Origin of the sequence: Paenibacillus puldeungensis (assembly GCF_042678945.1) — a bacterium.
Taxonomy (GTDB): domain Bacteria; phylum Bacillota; class Bacilli; order Paenibacillales; family Paenibacillaceae; genus Fontibacillus; species Fontibacillus puldeungensis.
Genome location: NZ_JBHTLM010000001.1, coordinates 43,596 through 68,045 on the forward strand (window position 1 = coordinate 43,596; position 24,450 = coordinate 68,045).

Annotated in this window: 23 protein-coding genes and 1 riboswitch; of the genes, 21 read left to right on the forward strand and 2 right to left on the reverse strand. The window is 51.1% G+C overall.

Annotated features, from left to right (window positions below; genetic code table 11):
- Window positions 1–125 precede the first annotated feature (125 nt).
- Window positions 126–1,064, forward strand: coding sequence for a DMT family transporter (locus ACFQ3W_RS00210; RefSeq protein ID WP_379315423.1), 939 nt, complete (start codon window positions 126–128; stop codon window positions 1,062–1,064).
- Window positions 1,065–1,124: 60 nt separating this feature from the next.
- On the opposite strand, the gene ACFQ3W_RS00215 is transcribed toward ACFQ3W_RS00210, so the two are convergent.
- Window positions 1,125–1,337 carry a hypothetical protein gene (locus tag ACFQ3W_RS00215; protein ID WP_379315425.1) on the reverse strand — a complete coding sequence of 71 codons (213 nt, stop codon included), beginning with the start codon at window positions 1,335–1,337 and terminating at the stop codon, window positions 1,125–1,127.
- Between the two features lie 196 nt (window positions 1,338–1,533).
- Between ACFQ3W_RS00215 and ACFQ3W_RS00220 the strand changes: the two genes are divergently transcribed.
- Window positions 1,534–2,490 (forward strand): acetylxylan esterase, encoded by a 957-nt coding sequence (locus ACFQ3W_RS00220; protein WP_379315427.1) that lies wholly within the window; start codon window positions 1,534–1,536, stop codon window positions 2,488–2,490.
- A gap of 140 nt (window positions 2,491–2,630) precedes the next feature.
- On the opposite strand, the gene ACFQ3W_RS00225 is transcribed toward ACFQ3W_RS00220, so the two are convergent.
- Window positions 2,631–3,629, reverse strand: coding sequence for a ketoacyl-ACP synthase III (locus tag ACFQ3W_RS00225; RefSeq protein WP_379315429.1), 999 nt, complete (start codon window positions 3,627–3,629; stop codon window positions 2,631–2,633).
- A 239-nt stretch (window positions 3,630–3,868) separates the two neighbouring features.
- On the opposite strand from ACFQ3W_RS00225, the gene ACFQ3W_RS00230 reads away from it, so the two are divergent.
- The 19 genes from ACFQ3W_RS00230 (at window position 3,869) to purF (ending at window position 24,406) form a co-directional block, all read left to right on the forward strand.
- Window positions 3,869–5,998, forward strand: coding sequence for a DNA topoisomerase III (locus tag ACFQ3W_RS00230; protein WP_379315431.1), 2,130 nt, complete (start codon window positions 3,869–3,871; stop codon window positions 5,996–5,998).
- A 77-nt stretch (window positions 5,999–6,075) separates the two neighbouring features.
- The gene (locus ACFQ3W_RS00235) at window positions 6,076–6,213 is read left to right on the forward strand and encodes a hypothetical protein (protein WP_379315433.1); all 138 of its coding nucleotides are present in this window, start codon (window positions 6,076–6,078) and stop codon (window positions 6,211–6,213) included.
- Between the two features lie 114 nt (window positions 6,214–6,327).
- Window positions 6,328–6,597: a DUF1294 domain-containing protein gene (locus tag ACFQ3W_RS00240; RefSeq protein WP_379315435.1), complete on the forward strand. Its 270-nt coding sequence runs from the start codon at window positions 6,328–6,330 to the stop codon at window positions 6,595–6,597.
- A 46-nt stretch (window positions 6,598–6,643) separates the two neighbouring features.
- Window positions 6,644–7,081: a universal stress protein gene (locus ACFQ3W_RS00245; protein WP_379315437.1), complete on the forward strand. Its 438-nt coding sequence runs from the start codon at window positions 6,644–6,646 to the stop codon at window positions 7,079–7,081.
- Window positions 7,082–7,408: 327 nt separating this feature from the next.
- Window positions 7,409–8,137 carry an amino acid ABC transporter ATP-binding protein gene (locus ACFQ3W_RS00250; RefSeq protein ID WP_379315439.1) on the forward strand — a complete coding sequence of 243 codons (729 nt, stop codon included), beginning with the start codon at window positions 7,409–7,411 and terminating at the stop codon, window positions 8,135–8,137.
- A gap of 27 nt (window positions 8,138–8,164) precedes the next feature.
- Window positions 8,165–8,983, forward strand: a complete 819-nt coding sequence (locus ACFQ3W_RS00255; RefSeq protein ID WP_379315441.1) for a glutamate ABC transporter substrate-binding protein — start codon at window positions 8,165–8,167, stop codon at window positions 8,981–8,983.
- A gap of 168 nt (window positions 8,984–9,151) precedes the next feature.
- The gene (locus tag ACFQ3W_RS00260; protein WP_379315443.1) at window positions 9,152–9,802 is read left to right on the forward strand and encodes an amino acid ABC transporter permease; all 651 of its coding nucleotides are present in this window, start codon (window positions 9,152–9,154) and stop codon (window positions 9,800–9,802) included.
- Between the two features lie 50 nt (window positions 9,803–9,852).
- A complete protein-coding gene (locus tag ACFQ3W_RS00265; RefSeq protein WP_379315445.1) occupies window positions 9,853–10,503 on the forward strand; it encodes an amino acid ABC transporter permease in 651 nt (216 codons plus the stop codon).
- Window positions 10,504–10,595: 92 nt separating this feature from the next.
- Entirely contained in the window at window positions 10,596–11,879 is a 1,284-nt protein-coding gene (locus ACFQ3W_RS00270) for a sensor histidine kinase (RefSeq protein ID WP_379315447.1), read from the forward strand.
- Between the two features lie 3 nt (window positions 11,880–11,882).
- The gene (locus tag ACFQ3W_RS00275; RefSeq protein ID WP_379315449.1) at window positions 11,883–12,782 is read left to right on the forward strand and encodes a response regulator; all 900 of its coding nucleotides are present in this window, start codon (window positions 11,883–11,885) and stop codon (window positions 12,780–12,782) included.
- A 517-nt stretch (window positions 12,783–13,299) separates the two neighbouring features.
- Window positions 13,300–15,219, forward strand: coding sequence for a heavy metal translocating P-type ATPase (locus tag ACFQ3W_RS00280; RefSeq protein ID WP_379315451.1), 1,920 nt, complete (start codon window positions 13,300–13,302; stop codon window positions 15,217–15,219).
- 200 nt (window positions 15,220–15,419) lie between these two features.
- Window positions 15,420–15,521, forward strand: a riboswitch (purine riboswitch).
- Between the two features lie 276 nt (window positions 15,522–15,797).
- A complete protein-coding gene (purE, locus tag ACFQ3W_RS00285; RefSeq protein ID WP_379315453.1) occupies window positions 15,798–16,295 on the forward strand; it encodes a 5-(carboxyamino)imidazole ribonucleotide mutase in 498 nt (165 codons plus the stop codon).
- Window positions 16,292–17,470, forward strand: a complete 1,179-nt coding sequence (gene purK, locus ACFQ3W_RS00290) for a 5-(carboxyamino)imidazole ribonucleotide synthase (RefSeq protein ID WP_379315455.1) — start codon at window positions 16,292–16,294, stop codon at window positions 17,468–17,470. The genes purE and purK overlap by 4 nt, the downstream gene beginning before the upstream one ends.
- Window positions 17,467–18,765, forward strand: coding sequence for an adenylosuccinate lyase (gene purB / locus ACFQ3W_RS00295; RefSeq protein WP_379315457.1), 1,299 nt, complete (start codon window positions 17,467–17,469; stop codon window positions 18,763–18,765). Before purK ends, purB begins: the two co-directional genes overlap by 4 nt.
- A 46-nt stretch (window positions 18,766–18,811) precedes the next feature.
- The gene (locus tag ACFQ3W_RS00300; RefSeq protein ID WP_379315459.1) at window positions 18,812–19,711 is read left to right on the forward strand and encodes a phosphoribosylaminoimidazolesuccinocarboxamide synthase; all 900 of its coding nucleotides are present in this window, start codon (window positions 18,812–18,814) and stop codon (window positions 19,709–19,711) included.
- A gap of 72 nt (window positions 19,712–19,783) precedes the next feature.
- Complete coding sequence (purS, locus tag ACFQ3W_RS00305) at window positions 19,784–20,029, forward strand: phosphoribosylformylglycinamidine synthase subunit PurS (RefSeq protein ID WP_379315461.1); 246 nt, start codon at window positions 19,784–19,786, stop codon at window positions 20,027–20,029.
- A gap of 3 nt (window positions 20,030–20,032) precedes the next feature.
- Entirely contained in the window at window positions 20,033–20,722 is a 690-nt protein-coding gene (gene purQ, locus ACFQ3W_RS00310) for a phosphoribosylformylglycinamidine synthase subunit PurQ (protein ID WP_379315463.1), read from the forward strand.
- Window positions 20,700–22,943, forward strand: coding sequence for a phosphoribosylformylglycinamidine synthase subunit PurL (purL, locus tag ACFQ3W_RS00315; protein ID WP_379315465.1), 2,244 nt, complete (start codon window positions 20,700–20,702; stop codon window positions 22,941–22,943). The genes purQ and purL overlap by 23 nt, the downstream gene beginning before the upstream one ends.
- On the forward strand, window positions 22,928–24,406 hold the full coding sequence (gene purF / locus ACFQ3W_RS00320) for an amidophosphoribosyltransferase (protein WP_379315467.1): 1,479 nt from the start codon (window positions 22,928–22,930) through the stop codon (window positions 24,404–24,406). Before purL ends, purF begins: the two co-directional genes overlap by 16 nt.
- The last annotated feature ends 44 nt before the right edge of the window (window positions 24,407–24,450 follow it).

Sequence of the window (24,450 nt, forward strand, 5' to 3'; positions counted from 1 at the left end):
GACAAACCGCTTATCCAATTAGGCACAAATCATTGAGGATATAGTTCGATTTCGCTATAATGTGTAGTGGTCTATAGCGGTCTAGAGAATCAATAATTGACGAGAAGCAGGGAGTCTTAAAACCTATGAATACTAGCATCAAGTCGTCCGGTAAGTACGAAATCCTCTACGTCATCGGGATTATCGCCATTTCATTCTCTTCCATTTTTGTCCGCTGGTCGGACGCAGAGGTTTCGGTCATCGCCATGTATCGGCTGTACTTGACGAATTTGCTGATGCTTCCTCTTCTGTGGAAATATCGTAAAGAAATGTTTCGGCTTACGGGCAAACAATGGGGGCTATTGCTGTTTTCCGGTCTCATGCTGGCGCTCCATCTTTTATTGTGGATGGCATCTTTGCGGTTGACGACAGTGGCCAGTTCAACGGTGATTTTGACCTTAGAGCCGATTATCGTGATGTTTGGTTCGTTTTTTCTATTTGGCGCATCGATTAACAGGGGAATGATCGTAGGAATTGGTCTTGCACTGATTGGCTCCATCGCTATCGGTTCAGGGGATTTTACCATGTCAGGCAAGGCTGCGACAGGCGACTTACTGTCCATGCTTGGTACGGTTGCTATCGCGGTGCATGTGTTGGCCGGCAAACAGCTGTTAAGTCACTTAAGTGCTTTTGTTTATAACTTCTGGGTGTTTGGCATTGCAGGAACGGCGCTCGCTTTGTATAACGTGTTTAATGGCTTCGCATTTACCGGTTATTCTTCGCGGGAATGGGGGATATTCCTGTTGCTCGCCGTTGTTCCTACGTTGTTCGGGCATTACTTGTTTAACTGGCTCATGAAAGTGATCAGTGCATCAGCCGTTTCGATGGCCGTCCTAGGTGAACCTGTATTTGCTTCGCTGCTCGCTTGGGTACTGCTGAAGGAGAGCCTTTCCGCGCTGCAGCTTTGGGCGGGTGCTCTCATTTTGTGCGGGGTGTGGATTTTCATCCGGTATGGGAAGGAAGCTCCGAGTCCTAAGCCTAAAAAGCTTCTGGCGACAGGAAGAAAAGGGGAGGTTCGCCAGTAGAGGCTGTTTGTCAGCGTGATCAATTAAGCTATATAGGGACCCGGGCACGTTTTTGGTAGATCACTTTCTCAGCTCATAAAACTGACAATCCCGGCGTGAATGATATGTCAGATCATCAACTCCGGACTGCGTAATGATCGTATCGTCGGTAAAGCGGATAATGATGCCGCCGGTATCGATCAATTGGTCGTTCTGGAATACGCGAATGCGAAGATGCCGATCCATCGCTTCCTGAAAATCTTGTTCGGTGATCAGTTCTCTAACGATAGGCATAAACAGTTTCTCCTTTAATATGAATTCAAGTGAACAAGTACGATATTTGCTATTGTACCTTGATGGACTATGGATATACAATTTGCCAGGAAATAGCTGCACTATTTGCATTTAGTTGAGAAGTAGAGATGTTCTCGTGAAAGTCATATGATAGAGTAGTTACAAATACATAATAAGAGCAGTGAGGTATCGGAGAATGGGAGCAATTACGCAAAGATTGGCCGATCTGGCAGAATTTCGTGCGGAGCGCACGGCAAAAGAGGATTTTGACGACTTTTGGAGCCGGACGCTCCAGCAGTATAAGACTAAACCGCTCAATGGAAAAAGACAACGCATAGAGACCTACATGCAAGGCGTGTCTGCTCATCATATTACGTTTGAGGGCTTTGACGATACCCCGCTTCACGGCTGGTATTTAATCCCAAATGATAGTGGGGCAGATCGCAAGCATCCTTGCTTGGTCATCTATCAAGGTTACAGATGCCAAAGAGGACTGCCGGAGTATTACGCTACTTGGCTGATGATGGGCTATGCGGTGTTTATATACGATACACGCGGCCAGACGGGCGAGTCCGGGAATCGGCTTGTATCAGGCAGCGGGATCATGACGGGCTGGATGACGCAAGGCATCATGGAGCCGGATGCTTTTTACGGCAAAGCGTTGGTGATCGATGCATGGAAGGCGCTAGAGTGGGTGAAGGAGCAGCCGGAGATCGATCCGGATCGGATCGCGGTGTACGGCACGAGCCAAGGTGGCGGTATGACTCTGCAAATGGCGGCATTAAGCGATGTCCCGAAAGCAGCCGTTGCTAACGTACCGAATATGTGCCACTTGGAATTCGCACTTATGAATTCAACCGGTTCGGTGACCGAAATCTCCGAATTCCTGTACAGACATCCTGGTTCGCTGGATCGGATACTGGATACGCTGAGCTATTTTGATAACCTTAATCTGGCCCAAAAGATAAATATCCCCGTGCTGTATTCCGCCGGACTTAAGGATACGATCTGTTTGCCGGAAACGATTGCAGCCGCATATAACGGCAACCCTACCGCAAGCAAACGCCTGTGCTTGTATCCATTTATGGGGCATGATGATGGAGTCGACGAGCATAAGGCATTGATTTATGCTTTCCTGCGGGAGCATTTATAAGAACGAAGAAGCTGCACATTAACTTAAAAAGAAGCCTCCCCTTGGTAATGGGAACTATGCAACTGCGAGATGAGCAACCATTCCAACCAAGGAGAGGCTTTTTATTTATACAGACCCATTGGTGCAAAACCTCAATGCTTTTACGACCTATTAGGAACGCCCCAGCGTAAAACAAGTCCGGCATGTGTCAACCCGCTGCCAAACCCATACACAAGCACACGGTCGCCCGGCTTGAGCTGGCCCGCATTGACGCCGACTTGCAGCGCAAGCGGGATCGAAGCCGACGATGTGTTGCCCATCTCCTGTACGCTCTGCAGTGTTTTAGCCAGAGGGATGGAAGACTTCTCGCAAATCGATTCGATCATCCGCAAATTTGCGCTGTGAGGAACGAACCAGTCGATGTCGTCGCGGGTTAGCTCGGACTGATCGAGCAGCTGTTCAATACCTGCGGACACGGTGCGCACCGCCCATTTGAATACCTCGCGGCCGTTTTGCACGATTTTTCCCTTGCCCTCGAGCGGCGTTCCGTCCATATGATCCGCTAACCCGGACCGATACACATGGATGCCGCCGGCTCCATTCGTCCCGAGGATGAAGGATTCGAAACCCGGTTGCTCCGGATCGAATTCGACCAGGAAAGCTCCCGCGCCATCGCCAAACAGAATACACGTGCTTCGGTCGGTGTAATCCGTAATTTTGGACATCGTCTCCCCGGCAACCACGAGAATTTTCTTGTGCATTCCTGAACTGATCATGCTGTCGGCCAAGTGAAGGGCATAGGCAAAACCGGCGCAGGTAGCGTTTAGATCGATAGCTCCGGCCCGTTCCATGCCAAAATGCTTTTGAATCCGGCACGAAACCGTTGGAAACGAATAATCCGGTGTGGTAGTAGCAGCGATAATGAAGTCGACATCGTCCAAGGAGACATTGTAGTGCTGCCGCATTTGTTCTGCTGCCTGAATGCACAGGTGCGAGGTAAATTCGTCGTCCGCGGCGATATGCCGTTGTTTGATCCCGGTGCGCTGAACGATCCATTCATCACTCGTTTCAACCATTCGTTCAAGGTCTTCATTGGTCAGAATGCGTTCTGGTACGTATGAACCAATGGCAGTTATACGGGCTTTAGAAAACAAGGTCAATGAAATCACTCCTTCAATGGGTTATAAGCGTCTCATCCTATTATCAGGTATTAGTACCAGGTGCTAAATCGATTATAGCAGAAGTGTTCAATATTTCCAAGTGGGATCAAATCATTATAAATACAGCTTACCCAACCATTAAAGATTGGAATCCATTTATAGGAGCAGAATGGTCACGCTTATTGCCGAGAGGCACGGAGTGTTATAATGTAGCTTTGAAGGGAGTGTTTTTGGAACACATGAAAACGCTGGTACTGGCGGAAAAACCGTCCGTTGCTCGGGAAATCGCTCGGGTGATGGGGAGCCGCGATAAGCATAAGAGCCATTTTGAAGGACCTAAATATGTAGTGACCTGGGCGCTGGGACATTTGGTAGGCCTGGCAGAGCCCGAGGATTATGACGGAAAATACGGAACGTGGGCGTTGGAGGATTTGCCGATTCTCCCAGGGAAAATGAAGCTGAAGGTGCTGCGGGAGAGCAGCCATCAATACAAGGTAGTGCAGCAGCTTATGCGTCGGCAGGATATCGGCGAGCTCATCGTTGCAACAGATGCCGCCCGGGAGGGCGAGCTTCTTGCCAGATGGATCATGGATATGGCGAAATGGAACAAGCCGTTCAAGCGGCTGTGGATTTCCTCGCAGACGGATAAGGCGATCAAGGAAGGATTCGCAGCGCTGAAGCCGGGCACCCAGTATGAACGGTTGTATCAATCGGCGCGCTGCCGGGCCGAAGCGGACTGGATGATCGGGCTGAACGTTACAAGGGCACTTACATGTAAATTTGGATCGCCGCTATCAGCCGGACGGGTACAAACTCCGACGCTTGGCATGATTATGCAGCGGGAGAACGAGATTTTAAAGTTCCGCTCGGAGGAATACAGCGTGTTGCGCGCCGATTTAGGCAAGTTTGAAGCGACATGGAGAGGGAAAAACGGGGATTCGCGCCTTTTTGACAACGAGCAGGTAAGCAAGCTGAAGACCAAGCTGGAGGGACGCTCCGGGAAGATCGTAAAGCTCGTGAAGAACGAAAAAACGATTCCGCATCCCCTTGCCTATGATCTAACGGAGCTGCAGCGGGACGCCAACCGTTTGCTTGGCTTCTCGGCGAAGCAAACGTCGAACGTGCTGCAGCGTTTATACGAGCAGCACAAGCTGGTTACCTATCCGCGGACCGATTCCAGGTATTTGACGTCCGATATGACAGATACACTGAAGGAGCGGCTGACGAACGTAGCCGTTGGGCCATATGCACCGCTTGCCCGTCCGCTGCTACGAAAGCCGCTTCCGCTCAGCAAACGAATCGTCGACGACAGCAAGGTGACGGATCACCATGCCATCATTCCGACGGAGCAGACTGTGCTGCTAAACGCGCTGAGCCCCGAGGAACGTAAGCTGTACGACCTCATCGTACGGCGATTCATCAGTCTATTTTATCCGCCGGCTCGTTTCGATCAAGTGTCGGTGACGGTGGACATCGACGGTGAGCTGCTGCATGCCAAGGGGACAACGATCAAGGACAGCGGCTGGCGCGCCGTTTATGGCGGAGAGTCCATGGAGGATGAGGATTCGGATCATGAGGAGGAGAGCGAGTCCACCCTGCCTGAGCTCAATCAAGGAGAGACGGTTACGGTGAACCGCTGCTTGATTACGCCGGGCCGAACGCAGCCTCCAAAACGTTATACAGAAGCGGCTCTACTTACTCAAATGGAGAAGCATGGCCTTGGGACGCCAGCCACTCGTGCCGACATAATCGAGAAGCTGGTGAATTCCGATACCATCGAACGACAAGGCAATTATTTGCACCCGACCGGAAAAGGCAAGCAGCTGATCGAGCTGGCTCCGGCCGATCTTCGCACACCGGAGCTGACTGCCCGCTGGGAGGCAGAGCTCGAACGGATCGCCCGGGGTCAAGGTAAGCCGGAGCCTTTCCTCGGAGGAATCCGAGAAATGGCGACCGGACTCGTGCGAGGCGTTAAAAATAGCGAAGCTTCGTATAAGCCGCATAATGTATCCAATAGCCATTGCCCGGACTGTGGCACCCGATTGTTGGAGAAGAAAACAGCGCGAGGCCTCATACTGGTCTGTCCCAAAGAGGACTGCGGATACCGCCGCTCCGGAGAGAAACGCCTGTCGAATCGCCGCTGCCCGCAGTGCCATAAGAAGATGGAGCTCAAGGAGGGCAAGGCGGGAATGTACGTTCAATGCTTGGCGTGCGGCATTACCGAGGTGTTGGACAAGGGGAATGACTCCAAGCACATGAACAAGCGGGAGCAGCAAAAGCTGGTCAAACAATATTCAAAGCCGGAAAGCGCCGGCGTAAGTCTTGGAGATTTGCTCAAGGCAGCGATGGAGAAGAAGAATAACTCCTAGCATGGGCTTACAGGCAGGCCGAACAGCCGCATAAAAATGGACATCATACGGGACGCTAGATACTGGAGGTGATGAGGATGCCGCATCATAAAGCGCGGAAGACCGAAAACCGGCAGAACAAGTCTAGCATTCTGGAGGAAACCATTTCCGCCAAGCCCAAAAAGCAGGCTGATTATCCACCCAACTTGAATGAGATTGCCAAGAACGAAACATAGGTTAAATGGCTGGTGCTCCCCGAAAGGGGAGCTTTTTTCATACGCCTAAAAGGGTTATAATAGACTTAAGATAGCTAGCAAAATAAAGGATGATAACGATTACAGAAGGAGGCGGTGAATACGAAAACGGGCTTGCTGCTTTGGTTTGTGTTTATTAATACGGTGGCCTATCTGGTCATGTCCGATGATAAACGGCGTGCCCGGCAAAGACGCGAGCGGATTCCCGAGAAAACTTTGTTTCTGCTTGCCTTGATCGGTGGAGCTCTTGGAGTATTGCTGGCCATGAATGTGAAACGTCACAAGACGAAGCATATTAGCTTTCGGGTTGGTGTTCCGCTGCTGCTTCTTCTGAATGCCATCATTTACGGGTATTTGCTGATTTAGCCGAATTTATCATATTTCTTTATACCAGAAAGAGAGGTGCTTCCTTATGTTATTCAAGAAAATAGTAGCTGCGTACGACGGTTCCAAAGCGGGCAATAAAGCGCTGGACAAGGCGATCGATTTGTGCAAAATGACGCCTGGAGCTACGCTCGAGGTACTGCATGTGTATGATTTTCCACGGTTTTATGTGGCAGATGGGTTTGCCCCGGTACCAACGTCCGTTAACCAGGACTTTTACGAACTGGCCCAGCGGACGGTAGATGAAGCAAGCCATCGTCTAAAGCTAGCCGGCTTGAATGATGCCAAGGTTGAATTGGCTCAGGGGCAGCCTGCGGAAATGATTCTTGAGTACGTGAAGGAGCACGGCAACGACCTGATCGTCATTGGTAGCCGTGGTCTCGGCGGAATTCGCGAGTTCGTGCTCGGCAGCGTCAGCCATAACGTCGTCCAGCATGCTCATATTCCGGTGCTGGTCGTGAAATAGGAGTTAGTAGAATAGCAGAATCGAGGGTTGCCTCTGATCATGAAAATGGTCGGAGGCAGCCCTTATTTTTTTTGCCCAAAGTGAAATCAAACCAGTGTCAGAAACCATTACATGTCCTCTGATAAAAAACGTTAATCGCAGTAAAAAAAATGAATTATCTCACAAAAAGAGTAGAAAAATTTATTGGCAAATTCCAGTTTAACGTAGGAAACTGTAGGATTACATAGTTGCTAAAGTAAGGTTAATTCCAATGTTACTATATTTAACATAAGTAATCGGCTGGGGTATAGAAATCGAATCTATAAACATACGTAAGGAGGGCTGTCGTTGATCAACTTTCATCAGGTAGATAAACATTATGGACATTTTCACGTACTGAAGGGCATTGACCTGCACGTTCAGGAAGGAGAAGTGGTCGTGGTCGTCGGCCCGTCGGGTTCCGGTAAAAGTACGATGCTGCGTTGTATCAATCGGCTAGAAACGATTACAAGCGGTGAGCTGACGGTAGACGGGGTAGCGATAAACGACCGCAAGACGGATATCAACAAAGTACGCCGCAACATTGGCATGGTATTTCAGCACTTCAATTTGTATCCTCATAAAAAAGTAATTGACAACATTACACTGGCACCGATTAAAGTGCTCGGTATTTCAAAGGAAGAAGCCGAGAAAACGGCTTTGTATTACCTCGAAAAGGTCGGCATCGTCGATAAGGCGCACGCCTATCCGTCTCAACTATCCGGCGGGCAGCAGCAGCGTGTAGCGATTGCGCGGGGACTGGCGATGAAACCGAAGATTATGCTGTTTGACGAACCTACTTCGGCGCTCGACCCGGAGATGGTTGGCGAGGTGCTCGACGTTATGCGGGCGCTGGCTCGCGAAGGGATGACGATGGTCGTCGTTACGCATGAGATGGGCTTTGCTCGTGAGGTAGCGGACCGGGTTATTTTTATGGATCAAGGGCAAATCGTCGAAGAGGCGGAGCCTGAACAGTTTTTTGCTAATCCGCGCGAGGAGCGGACACGTTCTTTTCTTAGCCGTGTGTTAAGCCATTAATCATTTCAAATAAAGGGAGGAACACAAATGAAAAAGAGCTGGAAGCTGTTAAGCGTTATGATGGTCGTTGCTTTGTTCGTATTGGCGGGCTGCGGAAACTCAGGTGATAAAGCGGGAGAGAGCGGTTCTGGCGCTTTGGGAAAAATCAAAGAACGCGGTAAGCTTGTCGTCGGCGTTAAATTTGATACGAAGCTGTTCGGTCTGAAGGACCCATCCTCCGGAAACGTTGAAGGTTTCGATATCGATATTTCCAAACAAATCGCAAAGCATATTTTAGGTGATGAGAACGCCGTTGAATTTAAAGAGGTAACCTCCAAAACGCGCATCCCGATGCTGAATAACGACGAGATTGATATGATTGTCGCCACGATGACGATAACAGAACAGCGAAAGAAGGAAGTCGATTTCTCTGATGTCTACTTTCAAGCCGGACAATCGCTGCTCGTAAAGAAAGGCAGCCCGATTAAAGGGATTGAGGACGTTAAGGCCGAGACGACAGTTTTGGGAAGCAAAGGGTCTACATCTGTAAAAAATATTAAAGAAAAGGTGCCTGGCGTGAAGGTGCTGGAATTTGATAACTATCAAGATGCCTTCAACGCACTTAAAGCGGGTCAGGGGGATGCCCTGACTACGGATGACGCCATCCTTTACGGAATGTCCGCGCAGGATTCAAGCTATGAGGTGGTCGGAAAGCCGTTTACAGATGAGCCTTACGGTATTGCAGTTCAAAAAGGCAACAGCGATATCGTGAAGGCGATCAATGACACGCTGAAGGAGCTGCATGATAGCGGCGAATACGACAAGCTGTACGAAAAATGGATAGGCAAGGCGCCTGAAAAAGAATAGGAATCCTTCACGGGCGCACATATCGTAGGCAAGCTGAGCTGCGATTCGAATAAGCGAAATCGAGAGGATGGAAACGGGGTAACCTGTCGCCCATCCTTTCGACTTATATAACGACTTGGCGTCAAGCGACGAAACAAGCCTATTTTTGAGCTAGCTGGAGGTGAAAGCATGGACTTTTCAATATTGATCGATTATTTTGGCACTTTTATGGAAGGCTTTAAGGGGACGGTGCTCTCAAGTTTAATCGCACTAATAGGCAGCTTTTTGCTGGGAGCCGTGATCGCGGTGTTTCGCATGGGCCCTGTTCGCGGACTTCGCTGGTTTGGAACGGGGTATGTTGAATTTGTCCGTAACATTCCTTTGCTGTTGATAGTTTATATTTTTTATTATGGTCCATCGGCATTGGGATCGTCGCTTGACGGGTTCACGGCGGGAACGATCGGTTTGGCGGTGTATACGTCCGCGTTTATCGCAGAGGCCATTCGCGCCGGCATTATGGCGATTCCGAAGGGGCAAACCGAGGCGGCTCGCTCGTCAGGTCTGACGTATAACCAAACGATGCTGCACATTATTTTACCGCAGGCCATTAAGCTGGTTATTCCGCCACTGGGCAATCAGTTTATTAACCTTATCAAAAACTCCTCGGTGCTGACCATCGTTGCCGGCCTTGACCTGATGTACTTTGCGGATATCATTAACACCGACACATATAGAACATTTGACACTTATATCTTTGTCGCTCTGTTCTACCTGGTGCTTACGTTGCCGCTCAGCTACGGTGTACGGGCCTGGGAGCGAAGACTGCAGCGCAAGTATTAATACACGAATCATAATCAGTCCCTAGTTAGAGGGCTGGAAGGAGGTAAACCATGGACTTTGCCGGTGCGTATTCTGCGGAAAATCTCAAATTTCTGTTGGATGGTTTATATGTTACGCTGATCGTGGCGTTCGCAGCCATTGTGCTAAGCTTTGTGTTTGGCTGCATTATTGGCGTTATCCGTTATATGAAGATTCCGGTGCTGTCACCGATCATGCTAGTGGTTGTCGACTTGATTCGGAATCTGCCGCTGCTGCTGATCATCTTCTTTATGCGTTTTGCCCTGCCGGAAATCGGCATTAAGATGGATTTGATGACGGCCTCGATCGTCGGGTTGACGATTTTCGAAGCGGCCATGATCGCCGAAATCGTCCGGGGTGGACTCACCTCGATCGACAGGGGACAGGTCGAAGCGGCGCGTTCTTCAGGTCTTGGGGCCGTACAAACGCTGTGGCATATCGTACTGCCGCAGGGCTTGCGTCGTATGGTTCCACCGCTCGTGAGCCAGTTTATATCCTTACTCAAGGATACCTCGCTCGCAGTCGTCATTTCTCTGCCTGAACTTATGCATAATGCGGGTATTATAATCGGGCACGGTTACACCTACACCATTCCGACGCTGCTGCTTGTAGCGCTTATCTATTTCATCGTCAATTTTTTACTGTCGCAATTGTCAAGACGTTTCGAAGCTCGAAGAGTTTAACCGTTTGCCTTTACAGGCCCGGATAAAGATGGATTTCTGCCATAATTATGGTACTATTATGGACAATATCTATTCGCGGGAGCCAGGGCGTGATGGAACAGCTATTTACTAAACATAAGTTTATACAGATTGGAATCGTCGCCTTAGGAACGGCGTTGGCCGGAGAACTGAAGTTCAACCCGTTCGGCGGCGATATTTTTCGAATTGGCCTTGGCAGCAGTGTATTTCTGCTGTTTTTGCTTTTACTGAGACAGCTTTCGTACGTGACTACGGGTATAGTTACCGGAGTCGTTGTGCTTGTGTTTCGAAACGGATTGGATATGGCCCTCACCGATCTGACATTGGTCCAAAGCCTCAGCAGACATGGTTCCGCAGCGGTTTACTATATTGTTTTTGCTTTCGGCATGAGCATTATCAAGCCTCGGCTGGACCGGTTTTACCCTCTGGCACTGGGGGCGATAACGGCGATCATTGACCTTATGTCAAATGAAGCCGAACTGCTGACCCGGCTAATTGTGCAGGGAACGACCTATTTCCAGTGGAATGAGTGGATGTTTTTGATGGCTATTGCGATGCTGCGTACCTATTTCACTACCGGGATATACAGCAGTATCGCTGTAAGTCGAATGCGGATCGTCCAGAAGGAGCAGAGTCGGCGGATTGAGCAGATGCTGGGCTTTGGTTCGGGGCTGTACGGTGAAGTATTTTACTTAAAGAAATCGATTTCAACGCTGGAGAATATTACGCTGGGCAGCTACGAGCTGTCCCGTGAGCTTAATAACGAGGAGCAGCAGGGGCAACGACGAAAGTTGATGCAGATCACCCAGCAGATCCATGAGGTGAAAAAGGATTCACAGCGCATACTCGCCGGATTGGTCAAACTTGTCGACCGGGAGATGACCGGTGACATGCCGCTGCTGGGACTGCTCCATTTTACTATCAAAAGCAATCTGAAGTATGCCGACATGCTAGGCAAACATATCACTTTTACGCAAAGCACTAACACTAACTATGCCACAGTTAGCTACCTGCCTTTGTTAACGGTGCTTAACAACCTTACCGCCAATGCAGTGGAGGTCATCAAGGATAGAGGACAAATTCATTTGGAGGTTCGCGAACAGGGAGAGATGACCTTGTTTGCCGTGTCCGACAGCGGCGCGGGTGTCGATGAACGTGACCGAGATCTCTTGTTCGAGCCTGGCTTTACGACAAAATTTAACGATGAAGGCGTTGCCGCTACGGGGATCGGCCTTTCCCATGTACGCGATATTGTGAACTTGTTCGAAGGGGAAATTACGGTTGAAACGAGCTCTAAGCTTGGAGGCGCGGTATTTCAGGTTAGGATTCCTACGCATAGGCTGCGAAAGGAGGATTAGATCATGCCGCTTTCTTTCTGTATAGTGGACGACGACGCGAGTGCAAGAAGAATGCTGCAGCACATCATTGAAGATAGTGGTATAGGGGAGGTCATGGGTACGGCAGGTGATGGGCAAGAGGGTATGCGACTGGTATTAACCGAAGCGCCTGACATCGTACTTATGGATTTACTAATGCCCGACCAGGATGGGATTGAGACGATTAAACTACTGCAATCCCAAGGCTGCCGTTCCAAATTCGTAATGATTTCGCAAATCGAGAGTCAGGATATGGTTGGCCGGGCGTACCGGAGTGGAATCGAGTTTTTTATCCGCAAGCCAATCAACCGGATCGAGGTGGAGACGGTGCTGCGCAAGGTAAATGAGCGTTACGCCATCAATCTGTATCTGGATGAGATCAAATCGACGTTAGAGAAGCTTGAAGGGCTGAGGCTCGCCCCTCCTGTTCCGGCTGCGAAGCGGACCGCGCGCGAGGCGCTGCAGCCGATTTTGATGAATTTAGGGCTAATCGGTGAAAGTGGGAGCCGCGACATGGCCACGATCATGGAGATTTTGCTGGAGCGTGAGGATACGGGAACTTTGCCCCCGCTAAAGGATCTGTACCGGAAAGCGGCTACTAGGTACAAAACCAACCCGGAGGATATTGCCAAAGAGGTGAAGGCTATAGAGCAGCGTCTGCGGCGCGCGCTAACAGTAGGTCTGTCAAATTTGGCTTCCCTCGGCCTGACGGATTACGGCAACCCGCGATTCGAGTATTATGCGCCGCTCTATTTTGATTTTGAAGACGTGCGGCTGAAGATGAAAGAGATTGAGGAAGGCAAAGAGTCAAGTAAGGTAAAGGTGAATATTAAAAAGTTTATACAAGTGCTCTATTTGGAGCTGCAGGAGCAAATGAAGCTGTAGTTTGAGGCGGGCTTGACCCGTTCTAATCGAATAAAAGACTCATGAAAAAAGGTGGGAACCGGGTTCTCGCCTTTTTCTATGGGGATTTAGAAGGGGGGACTGGGAATTTGGTCGGGCTAGTTGGTCTGGTGAGGGAATAGGTGTGATGATCTGCAAACCTCGGAGAAAAGTGATATCTAATCGGTAGGTTCAAGATAATGTTGTAGTAGATGCATTTTATACATCTAAATCGAACGAAACAACAAAACCGAGCAAGTTAGATTTAAAGAGTGCATCTAAAATCGAGAAAAACGCAGACATATGCAGTAAATGGTGCGTTTAGATGTACATTTTACAACTAGATCAAACAAAATGGACTATTATGATGGAATAGATGTACTTAATACAACTAATCGGCGGACTGGTCGCTGCATGCTAATTGAGGATGAAAATCATTATTAATAATTATTATTATTTTAGAATAATTATTGATAAGTGAGTGGTTCTACGCTAAAATAATTCCATGGAGGGATTTGCCATGGAAGCTAATGTGAGAACGCTAACCTGTGTTGACCAACCGCAAAGCGGGCTGCTTCATAAAATCAAGCCGCATGCCGAACTCATTGCTGCCTTAGCAAGCGGCGGGTTCATTTTGGCTGGATGGCTGTTGGACGCATATCATTATCAAGCGCAAGCTGTTGCTCTTTTTTTGGTTGCCTATGTTGTTGGAGGTTTTGCCAAAGCCAAGGAAGGTATAGAAGATACGATTGCAAACAAGGAATTGAATGTTGAACTGTTAATGATCATCGCGGCGATTGGTTCCGCGTGTATAGGCTACTGGGTGGAAGGTGCCGTTCTAATCTTCATATTTGGACTTAGCGGGGCGCTGGAAACGTATGCGATGAACAAGAGTAGAAAGGAAATATCAGCGCTCATGGCGATGCAGCCGGAGGAGGCCTGGAGGGTCATCGACGGTATAGAGGAAAAGATTCCGGTTTCCCAGCTTAATGTAGGTGACAATATCCTGATCAAGCCTGGGGAGCGCGTCCCGGTCGACGGTATTATTTTGGAAGGGATTACAACGGTGGATGAATCAGCGATTACCGGTGAATCGATTCCGGTGACGAAGTCTCCCGGCGGAGAAGTGTTTGCGAGTACGGTAAATTTGCGCGGTTCCCTTGTGGTTGCCATGACCAAGCCGAACAGTGAGTCCCTTTTTCAAAAAATCATCATGCTCGTGCAGAGCGCGCAAAGCGAAAAATCACCTTCTCAGCAGTTTATCGAACGCTTTGAAGGGCCTTACGTAAAAATTGTGTTGGCGCTGGTCGGACTGCTGCTGGTATTGCCGCCATTTGTACTAGGCTGGAGCTGGATGGAGACGTTCTATCGCGCGATGGTGTTTCTCGTCGTTGCTTCGCCTTGTGCTTTAGTCGCTTCAGTAATGCCTGCGACCTTATCGGCTATTTCGAACGGCGCCCGCCGAGGTATTTTGTTCAAGGGCGGTGTCCATCTTGAAAATCTCGGCAAGATTAGAGCGATCGCCTTCGATAAGACAGGTACACTCACAAAAGGGAAACCAGAGGTTACCGATGTTATGGTCCGTGACGATTTAAGCGAGGAGGAGCTGCTGCTTCACGCTGCCTCACTGGAGAAATATTCGCACCACCCACTTGCCGCCGCCATTGTACATTATGCTGTCAACAAGCAAGGAAAGCCGCTAATTATCCCCAAAAACATGGAGGATGTGGCTGGCTCCGGGGTGCAAGGAAGCATTGAGGGTCACCTGTGGAAAGTAGGCAATGCGGGGTTTGTAGGCCGTGAGGATGCAGAGCAGTTTCGTGAAGGCATCGCGGATGAACTCGCGAAGGATGGCAAAACGGTTGTATTCGTTCGTGATGAGCTTGGCATTGCCGGACTTATTACTTTGAAGGATGCTGTACGCTGTGAATCGGCGGATGCAGTAAGTTCCCTGCATGAGGAGGGGCTCCATACCGTCATGCTGACTGGAGATATAAGTCAAACCGCGGTCGTGATTGCGAAGGAAAGCGGAATTGACTCCTATTACGCTTCGTGTTTGCCAGAGATGAAAGTGGAGAGGCTTAAGGAATTGAAGCGGCGCTTCAAGACGATCGCCATGGTTGGTGACGGCATTAACGACGCACCTGCGCTGGCTACCGCAACAGTCGGCATCGCCATGGGTCAGGGGACGGACGTCGCTTTGGAAACGGCCGATGTCGTGCTGATGAAGAACGAGCTGCCAAAAATCGCGGAAGCCATTCGGTTGTCCAAGAAGATGAACAGGATCATCAAACAAAACATTACTTTTTCCGTAATCGTTATCGCCCTTCTTATCGTCTCCAACTTCATGCAGTCACTTGCTTTGCCAATGGGCGTGCTCGGACATGAAGGCAGCACGATCTTGGTCATTTTGAACGGATTACGACTGCTTCGGCTGTAAAGTGCAGGAAATGAAATATACGAAACAAAAGTTTGGATACAGATGCGCGAGTGCAGAAGTTGCATAGCTTTGGCGGCTCGCGTATTTTTGTTGCATTTATTCCGAAAAAGCGAACATTTACTTTTTCCAAACTATAAATGTTCGGGTTTGAGTTGACATGGAGTGTCCGGGATTGATAAACTAATCATGTAAAGGCGGTTCTGACGCCGAATATTATAACTCGTATAATGCCGGGGATAAGGCCCGGAAGTTTCTACCCGAGAACCGTAAATTTTCGGACTACGAGCGAATACGTGAAGGTAAGGCCGTTCCCTTCCGGGAAGCCTTCTTTTATTATGAGCCTGGGCATTATGTACCGGGCTTTACGCTGCCGGTCAGGCTAAGCGTAAGCGCAAGGCACGTTAGTGCTGCCTTGTTGCGTTGCCTAAGCTGTGCCAGCGCTGCCCTAGCGTATTCTCTCATGGTCCGTGAATTCTCGAAAATACTCGTTATTTTCCGGGAGCTTTCGGACCTTTTTCAGTATCCGGCCTTAATTTGGATAAAATGAAAGATAGAATTTACAGAAAGCGGGTTGAAGCATGACAGCACAGGTTGCGGTAATCATGGGCAGTAAATCGGATTGGGAGACGATGTCTCATGCATGTGCCATTTTGGAGGAACTGCAAATTCCTTATGAGAAAAAGGTCGTTTCCGCTCATCGCACTCCTGATCTGATGTTTGAGTTTGCCGAACAGGCTGCAGAGCGAGGACTCAAGGTCATTATCGCCGGTGCGGGCGGTGCGGCGCATTTGCCGGGGATGGTTGCAGCTAAGACAACCTTGCCGGTGATTGGTGTCCCTGTGAAGTCTGCGGCTTTGAACGGGCTTGATTCGCTGCTGTCGATCGTGCAGATGCCGGGCGGTATCCCGGTGGCCACCGTGGCTATTGGAAAGGCTGGCGCCATCAATGCCGGGCTGCTTGCGGCACAAATCCTAGGGGCGTTCGACCCGGAAGTGATGCAGCGGACTCAGGAGCGCCGGGACCGCATTCGTGACGAAGTGCTTGAGAGCAGCGATGACCTGGGGGTGTCCGAATGATGAGCGAAGGCGGCCGCGTTTTGGGGCCGGGTTCAACGATCGGGGTGCTCGGCGGAGGTCAGCTTGGCCGGATGATGACGCTGGCCGGAACGAACCTCGGATATCGCTTCATCACGCTTGACCCTACGCCGAACGCTCCTTGCGGCCAGGTGGGCGAACAGATTGTCGCGAAGTACGACGACCAGGCTGCGGCCCGCGAACTCGCAGAACGCTCGGATGTAATCACGTACGAGTTCGAAAATGTGGATGCCGGCGTCGCCGCGCTGCTGGAGGAGCTGTCGTACGTGCCGCAAGGCAGCGGTCTGCTCTATACGACCCAGCATCGGCTGCGTGAGAAGCGGGCTGTTGAGGCAGCTGGCGTGAAGGTAGCGCCTTATGTGGCAGTTAGTAGCGAGGACGAGCTAAGGACAGCGGTAGCGAGGCTCGGCATCCCGTCGGTGTTGAAGACGGCAACGGGCGGGTACGACGGCAAAGGACAGTGGGTAATTCGCTCCGAAGCGGAGATCGGCCCAGCCTATGCCGAGCTGAGCAAAGCGGGAACGGAGCTGGTGCTGGAGCAGTTCATTCCGTTCGTGAAGGAACTGTCGGTCATTGCCGCTCGCAGCCCCCGAGGGGAGATCAGAACGTTCCCTGTAGCAGAGAACGTCCATGTGGACAACATTTTGCACGTATCGATCGTCCCGGCCCGGGTGGAAGCGCATGTGCTTCAGGAAGCGGAGCGCATGGCCGCACGAATCGCCGAAACGATGGGCGCCGTTGGACTGTTAGCCGTAGAAATGTTCCTGACGGAGGACGGCGAGCTGTTTGTGAACGAGTTGGCGCCACGTCCGCATAATTCAGGGCACTATACAATGGAAGCCTGTACGACGTCGCAATTCGAGCAGCATGTCCGGGCCATCTGCAATTTGCCGCTTGGCGAAACGAAGCTGCTGACCCCAGTTGTGATGGTCAATGTGCTTGGCGAGCATTTGGATAGCGTTGTGGAAGCGATGACGAAGAATACCTGGGATGAGGCAAACACTGGATTAATGGTGGTCCCGAAAGTACACTTATATGGAAAGAGCGGATCCGCACCGAAACGGAAAATGGGGCATATTAACCTGCTTTGCCGGGATGTGCAGGACGGGCTCAATTGGATAGAGCAAACCAATATTTGGAGGAATGGACACGCATGATCGAACGTTATAGCAGACCTGAAATGAGAGCAATCTGGACGGAAGAAAACAAATTCAAAGCGTGGCTTGAAGTAGAATTATGCGCCTGCGAGGCTTGGGCCGAGCTCGGCGTGATTCCGAATGAGGATGCCGCACTGCTGCGCCAAAACGCTTCATTTAATATCGACCGGATTTATGAAATCGAGCAGGAGACTCGGCATGACGTGATCGCATTTACCCGGACCGTCTCCGAAAGCCTTGGCGCGGAACGCAAGTGGGTGCATTACGGCTTGACCTCGACCGATGTGGTCGATACGGCGCTTGGGTATTTGCTGAAGCAGGCCAATGAAATTTTGGAACAGGACATTATCCGCTTTATCGATATTTTGAAAGAAAAGGCACTAGCCTACAAGGATACCCCGATGATGGGACGGACGCATGGCGTGCATGCTGAACCGACTACGTTCGGCCTGAAGATGGCGCTTTGGCACGAAGAAATGAAGCGGAACCTGGAGCGCTTCCAACATGCGGCGGACGGTGTGCAATACGGTAAAATCTCCGGTGCGGTCGGCACGTACGCGAACATTGACCCGTTCGTAGAGCAATTTGTTTGCAAGAAGCTCGGGACAAAGGCGGCACCGATTTCCACCCAAACGCTGCAGCGCGACCGCCATGCGGAGTATATGGCTTCACTGGCGCTGATCGCTACATCGCTTGATAAATTCGCCACAGAAATTCGGGCTCTGCAAAAGAGTGAATTCCGTGAGGTGGAGGAAGCCTTTGCCAAAGGGCAGAAGGGCTCCTCGGCAATGCCGCACAAACGCAACCCGATCGGCTGCGAGAACATCTCCGGTCTGTCGCGCGTCATTCGCGGACATATGCTATCGGCCTACGAAGATGTAGTGCTGTGGCATGAACGCGACATTTCCCACTCCTCTGTGGAACGGGTTATTTTGCCGGACGCCACCATGCTGCTGAACTACATGCTAAACCGTTTTGGCAACATCGTGAAAAATTTGACGGTGTTCCCGGAAAACATGAAGCGCAACATGGGCCGCACCTTCGGCGTACCGTTCTCCGGCCGCGTCATGACGAAGCTGATCGACAAAGGCTTCAGCCGTGAGCAAGCGTACGACACCGTGCAGCCGCGCGCGATGCAGGCGTGGGAGACGCAGCGTCAGTTCCGCGACATTATCGAGGAGACGACGGAAATCACCGCCGTGCTAAGCAAGGAAGAAATCGACGACGCCTTCAACCCGGCATGGCATTTGAAGCATGTTGATACGATTTTCCGTAAGCTTGGTTTGGTCGAGTAGATTGTTGCATCGAAATCGAGAAGAAGTCTAGAGGAGGACAGCGAACATGTCATCACAGGCAATTTCCACGGCGACGGAGCTCGTGAACGCCCCGCTGCTTTACAAAGGCAAGGTTCGGGAACTATATGACCTTGGGGAGCATTATTTAATCGTTGTGACCGACCGTATTTCTGCATTCGATTACGTACTTGAACCTGCGGTACCCGATAAGGGCAATGTTCTCAATCGACTGAGCGCATTCTGGTTCGAGCAAACGAAGGGCCTGATGGAAAATCACGTCGTGCACAGCGATGTTACGCGGCTCGGGGATGCGATCCGCAAGGAGCACGAAGCAACGTTAAAGAATCGCATCATGGTGACTCGCAAAGCGGAGCGCATCGACATTGAATGCGTGGTGCGCGGGTACGTCACCGGCGGCGGATGGCGGCAGTACGAACGAACTGGGGAAATCAACGGGATTAAGCTGCCGAGTGGATTGCGCAAAAATACCAAGCTGCCGGAGCCGATCTTTACGCCAGCGGCTAAAAACGATGTAGGCCATGACGAGGACATTTCCTTTGAGGCTATGGCGGAGAAGGTTGGCCTAGATTTGGCAGAGCGGCTGCGCAGCCGCAGCCTGGAAATGTATGCTTTTGCCCGTGATTACTGTGAAGAACGCGGTATCATCCTCGCCGACTGCAAGCTGGAATTTGGACTTGTGGACGGCAAGCTGATTTTGATTGATGAAATTTTTACACCGGATGCGTCGCGGTTTTGGGCCAAAGAAAACTATGCGCTCGATATCGAGATCGACAGCATGGACAAGGAACCGGTTCGTACCTATTTATCGGGCTCCGATTGGGATAAGAACAGTCAGCCTGATCCGCTGCCAGCGCATGTAGTCGAGGAAACGACCCGTCGTTATCGGGAAATTTACCGCCGGCTGACCGGGCAGGAACTAAGCTAAAATCACTTTTTTGAATAGATGCTTCAAGCGGCTACAGCCGCCCAAACCATAACTAGGGGGAACACGAGGAATATGATTAAAGCGAGCGTTTATGTCACCATCAAGCAAAGCGTACTTGATCCGCAAGGGGTTGCCGTACAAGGAGCGTTGCATTCCATGGGCTTCCGGGAAGTAGAAAGCTTACGGATCGGCAAATACATGGAGCTGCAGCTCGACACGAATGACCGGTTCGAGGCAGAAGCCCGAGTTAAAGCGATGTGCGAGAAGCTTTTGGCTAATACGGTTGTTGAAGATTACCGCTTTGAATTGGAGGGCTAACTGATGAAATTCGCAGTACTCGTATTTCCCGGTTCCAACTGTGATATCGACTGCTACAAAGCAGTGGAGCACACGTTAGGGGAAACCGTCGATTACGTATGGCATACCGCTACCGACCTTTCGGCTTATGATTGCATCATCGTGCCCGGCGGCTTTTCCTACGGTGACTATCTGCGTTGTGGCGCTATTTCGCGGTTTGCTCCAGTTATGGCTGAGGTCGCCAAAGCGGCCGAGGAAGGCAAATACATTCTTGGTATCTGCAACGGGTTCCAGATATTAACCGAGGCTGGATTATTGCCGGGAACGCTCCGCCGTAATATGTCTCTGAAATTCCGCTGTCACGACACGCTGCTGCGGGTCGAGAATAACGATAATCCGTTCACTTCCCAATATGCGGCCGGAGAGGAAATAACAATTCCGATCGCTCACGGGGAAGGAAATTATTACTGTGATGACGCAACTTTGGCCAAGCTGCAGCAAAATGGGCAAATCATATTCCGCTATGTTAACAATCCAAATGGTTCGGTAGACGACATTGCGGGGATTTCCAACGAACGCGGCAACGTGGTCGGCATGATGCCGCACCCGGAGCGGGCGGTAAACAGCTTACTTGGCTCGGAAGATGGCAAAAAAATGTTTACATCCATATTAAAGGCTTGGAGGGATCGGCATGAGTCAGCAGGTGTCCGCTAAAGAACCGACTGCAGAACAAATTGCAGAGCAGAAAGTTTACAAACAGATGGGCGTTTCGGATAGCGAATATGAGCTGATTTGTGGTTTTCTCGGCCGTAAGCCGAACTATACGGAAATCGGTGTGTTCAGCGTCATGTGGTCCGAGCACTGTGCTTATAAAAATTCGAAGCCGCTGCTGCGGCGTTTTCCGACGAGCGGCCCGCGGGTTCTGATGGGACCGGGCGAAGGCGCCGGGATCGTTGATATCGGCGACAATCAAGCAGTTGTTTTCAAAATTGAAAGCCATAACCACCCATCGGCTCTCGAGCCATATCAAGGTGCTGCAACAGGGGTCGGCGGGATTATCCGGGACATTTTCTCCATGGGAGCAAGACCGATCGCCTCGCTGAATTCCTTGCGTTTCGGTAAACTCGAGAGCGAGCGCGTGAAATATTTGTTCGAGCATGTCGTTGCCGGGATCGCCGGTTACGGGAACTGCATCGGGATTCCGACTGTCGGCGGCGAAGTCGTGTTTGATGACAGCTATGACGGTAATCCGCTTGTCAACGCGATGTGCGTGGGGCTGATCGATCATGATAAAATCCAGCGCGGCGTCGCTAAAGGCGTCGGCAACCCGGTATTCTACGTAGGACCACCTACAGGGCGTGACGGTATCCACGGTGCGACGTTTGCGTCGGAGGAATTGACGGAGGAATCCGAAGCAAAACGTACAGCGGTTCAGGTTGGCGATCCATTTATGGAGAAGCTGGTCATGGAAGCATGCCTCGAGCTGATCGATACCGGCATTGTGCTTGGCATTCAGGATATGGGTGCGGCGGGTCTGACCTGTTCCAGCTCCGAGATGGCAAGTAAGGCTGGAAATGGTCTGGAGCTGTATCTTGATCAGGTTCCTCAGCGGGAAGAAGGAATGACAGCTTACGAAATGATGCTGTCGGAATCTCAGGAACGGATGCTGTTCGTGGTTGAGCCGAAGGATGAAGCGCAGGCTCTCGAAATTTTTGAGCGCTGGGGTGTGATTTGCGCCAAGGTCGGTAAGGTGACGGACGACGGTCGTCTGAAGCTGTTCCATCACGGGGAACTGGTTGGTGATATGCCAGTGACGGCGCTCGTGGACGAGTGTCCGATTTACAGCAAGCCTTCTACAGTGCCTGATTATTATGAACAAAATGCCAACGTCGATACTTTACGATATGAAGAGATTACCGATCTGGGCGGAGCGTTAGAGCAAGTGCTGTCTTCGCCTTCGGTTTCCAGCAAAGCTTGGGTTTACAATCAATACGACTTCATGGTTCGCACCAGCACTGCCGTTCGTCCGGGATCGGATGCAGCTGTCGTTACGGTGGATGGTACACGCAAGGCGCTCGCCATGACGACGGATTGCAACGGACGGTTTGTATATCTCGATCCGGAAGTAGGCGGACGCATTGCTGTAAGCGAAGCAGCTCGCAACATCGTATGCTCTGGCGCTGAGCCGCTGGCGATTACGGATAACCTGAACTTCGGCAGTCCGGAAAAGCCGGATATTTTCTGGCAGATGGAACGTGCGGTTGACGGCATGGCGGAAGCTTGCCGCGAGCTGAATACGCCGGTGATCGGCGGTAATGTCAGCTTGTACAACGAAAACGCCAAAGGGGCGATTTACCCGACGCCGGTGGTAGGTATGGTCGGTCTCGTTCATGATACGGACCATATTACGACCCAAGGCTTCAAGTCCGAAGGAGATGTGATCCTCCTGCTCGGTGATACGTATGCGGAGCTTGGAGGAAGTGAAGTCCAAGCTGTCGTGCACGGCGTTACGGAAGGTCGTCCACCGAAGCTGGATTTGGCGGTCGAGAAACGTTTGTTGAACGCTGTACTTGCGGCCATTCAAAATGGTCTCGTTCGCTCCGCGCACGATTTGTCCGAAGGGGGCCTTGCCGTTGCTTTGGCAGAATCCTGCATCAGCGGCGGGCTTGGCGCCAACGTAGACTTAACTACAGAGCTTCGTCCGGACTTAGCGCTGTTCAGTGAATCGCAATCCCGGATTTTGCTGTCGGCGACTCCTGAGAAAGCGGAAGAGCTTGCGGAATTCATCGTCTCGCACGGCGTGCCTGTTCATCAAATCGGACGGGTAGGCGGTCAGGAGCTTGCAGTTTCCGTGAATGGAACACCTGCTGTGAAGAAGGCGGTTGAGCAATTGAAACGCGTCTGGGAGGATGTCATTCCATGTCTGATGCAGTAATGCCGAAAGCGTTGTGGACAGGGGCCCATTATAACGAAGGCGCGGTACATGACGATCCTTTCGATACATTAAGAGAGGAATGCGGGGTATTTGGCGTTTTCGGTCATTCGGAAGCAGCTTCACTATCTTATTACGGCCTGCATGCCCTCCAGCATCGTGGGGAAGAGAGCGCCGGCATTTGTGTAACAGACGGTAAGGAATTTAATTTTCATCGCGGAATGGGTTTGGTCAAAGAAGTGTTTGACCGCGACAAGCTGGGTTCGCTGGTGGGCGACCGTTCAATCGGTCATGTTCGTTACTCCACCAGCGGCGACAGCCGCTTGACGAATGCCCAGCCGCTTATCTTTAAATATCGCGATGGCGATTTGGCGGTGGCAACGAACGGGAATATCGTTAACGCTCCGAAAATTCGCCGCGAGCTGGAGCGCAGTGGTTCGATTTTTCAGACAACGAGCGACACTGAGGTAATTGCTCATCTGATCGCTCGCTCGCCGAAGGATTTTGTCGAAGCGGCCAAGGATGCGCTGAGTCAGCTTATCGGGGGCTTTGCGTTTCTGCTGCTTACCAACGACAAACTTCTGGTAGCCAGCGATCCGAACGGGCTGCGACCACTGACGATGGGGCGGCTAGGTGATGCATACTTGTTCTCCTCCGAGACTTGTGCATTTGAGGTGATCGGCGCAGAGACGATTCGTGACATCCAGCCTGGCGAGCTTCTAGTGCTTGATGAGAACGGGCTCCGCGAGGAGCGATATGCCGAACCTCAGCGGAAGGCGCTATGTGCTATGGAGTATATCTATTTCGCCCGCCCGGACAGTGACCTGAACGGTTCGAATTTACACGCAAGCCGTAAACGCATGGGCCAGGTCATGGCGCAGGAGTCTTTCGTTGATGCGGACGTTGTCACCGGTGTCCCCGACTCCAGCATCTCCGCCGCTATCGGTTACGCCGAGCAGACGGGTATCCCTTATGAGCTCGGCCTTATTAAGAACAAATATACCGGCCGGACGTTCATCCAGCCGAGTCAGGAGCTGCGCGAGCAAGGGGTCAAAATGAAGCTGAGCGCGGTGCGCCGGGTGGTAGAAGGTAAACGCGTCGTCATGATCGATGACTCTATCGTCCGGGGAACAACCTCACGGCGGATCGTCAACCTGCTTCGTGAAGCCGGAGCGACGGAGGTTCATGTGCGGATTACCTCTCCGCCATTCCAAAACCCTTGCTTCTACGGTATCGACACGCCGGATCGCGGAGAGCTCATCGCTTCCTCGAAAACGGTCGAAGAAATTCGCCAGGAGATCCATGCGGACTCCTTGCAGTTTTTGAGCCCGGAAGGCTTGATTCAGGCTGTAGGCGGTGACAATGCCAAGGATTACAAGGGCGGCCTGTGTATGGCCTGCTTCGACAATGACTATCCAACCCGTACAGATTTTGACGGGGAGGAGAAATTCGGCTGCACGTGCTAGATTGGTGTGACTACATGAGAGATATTTCATGGGATAAATGAAAA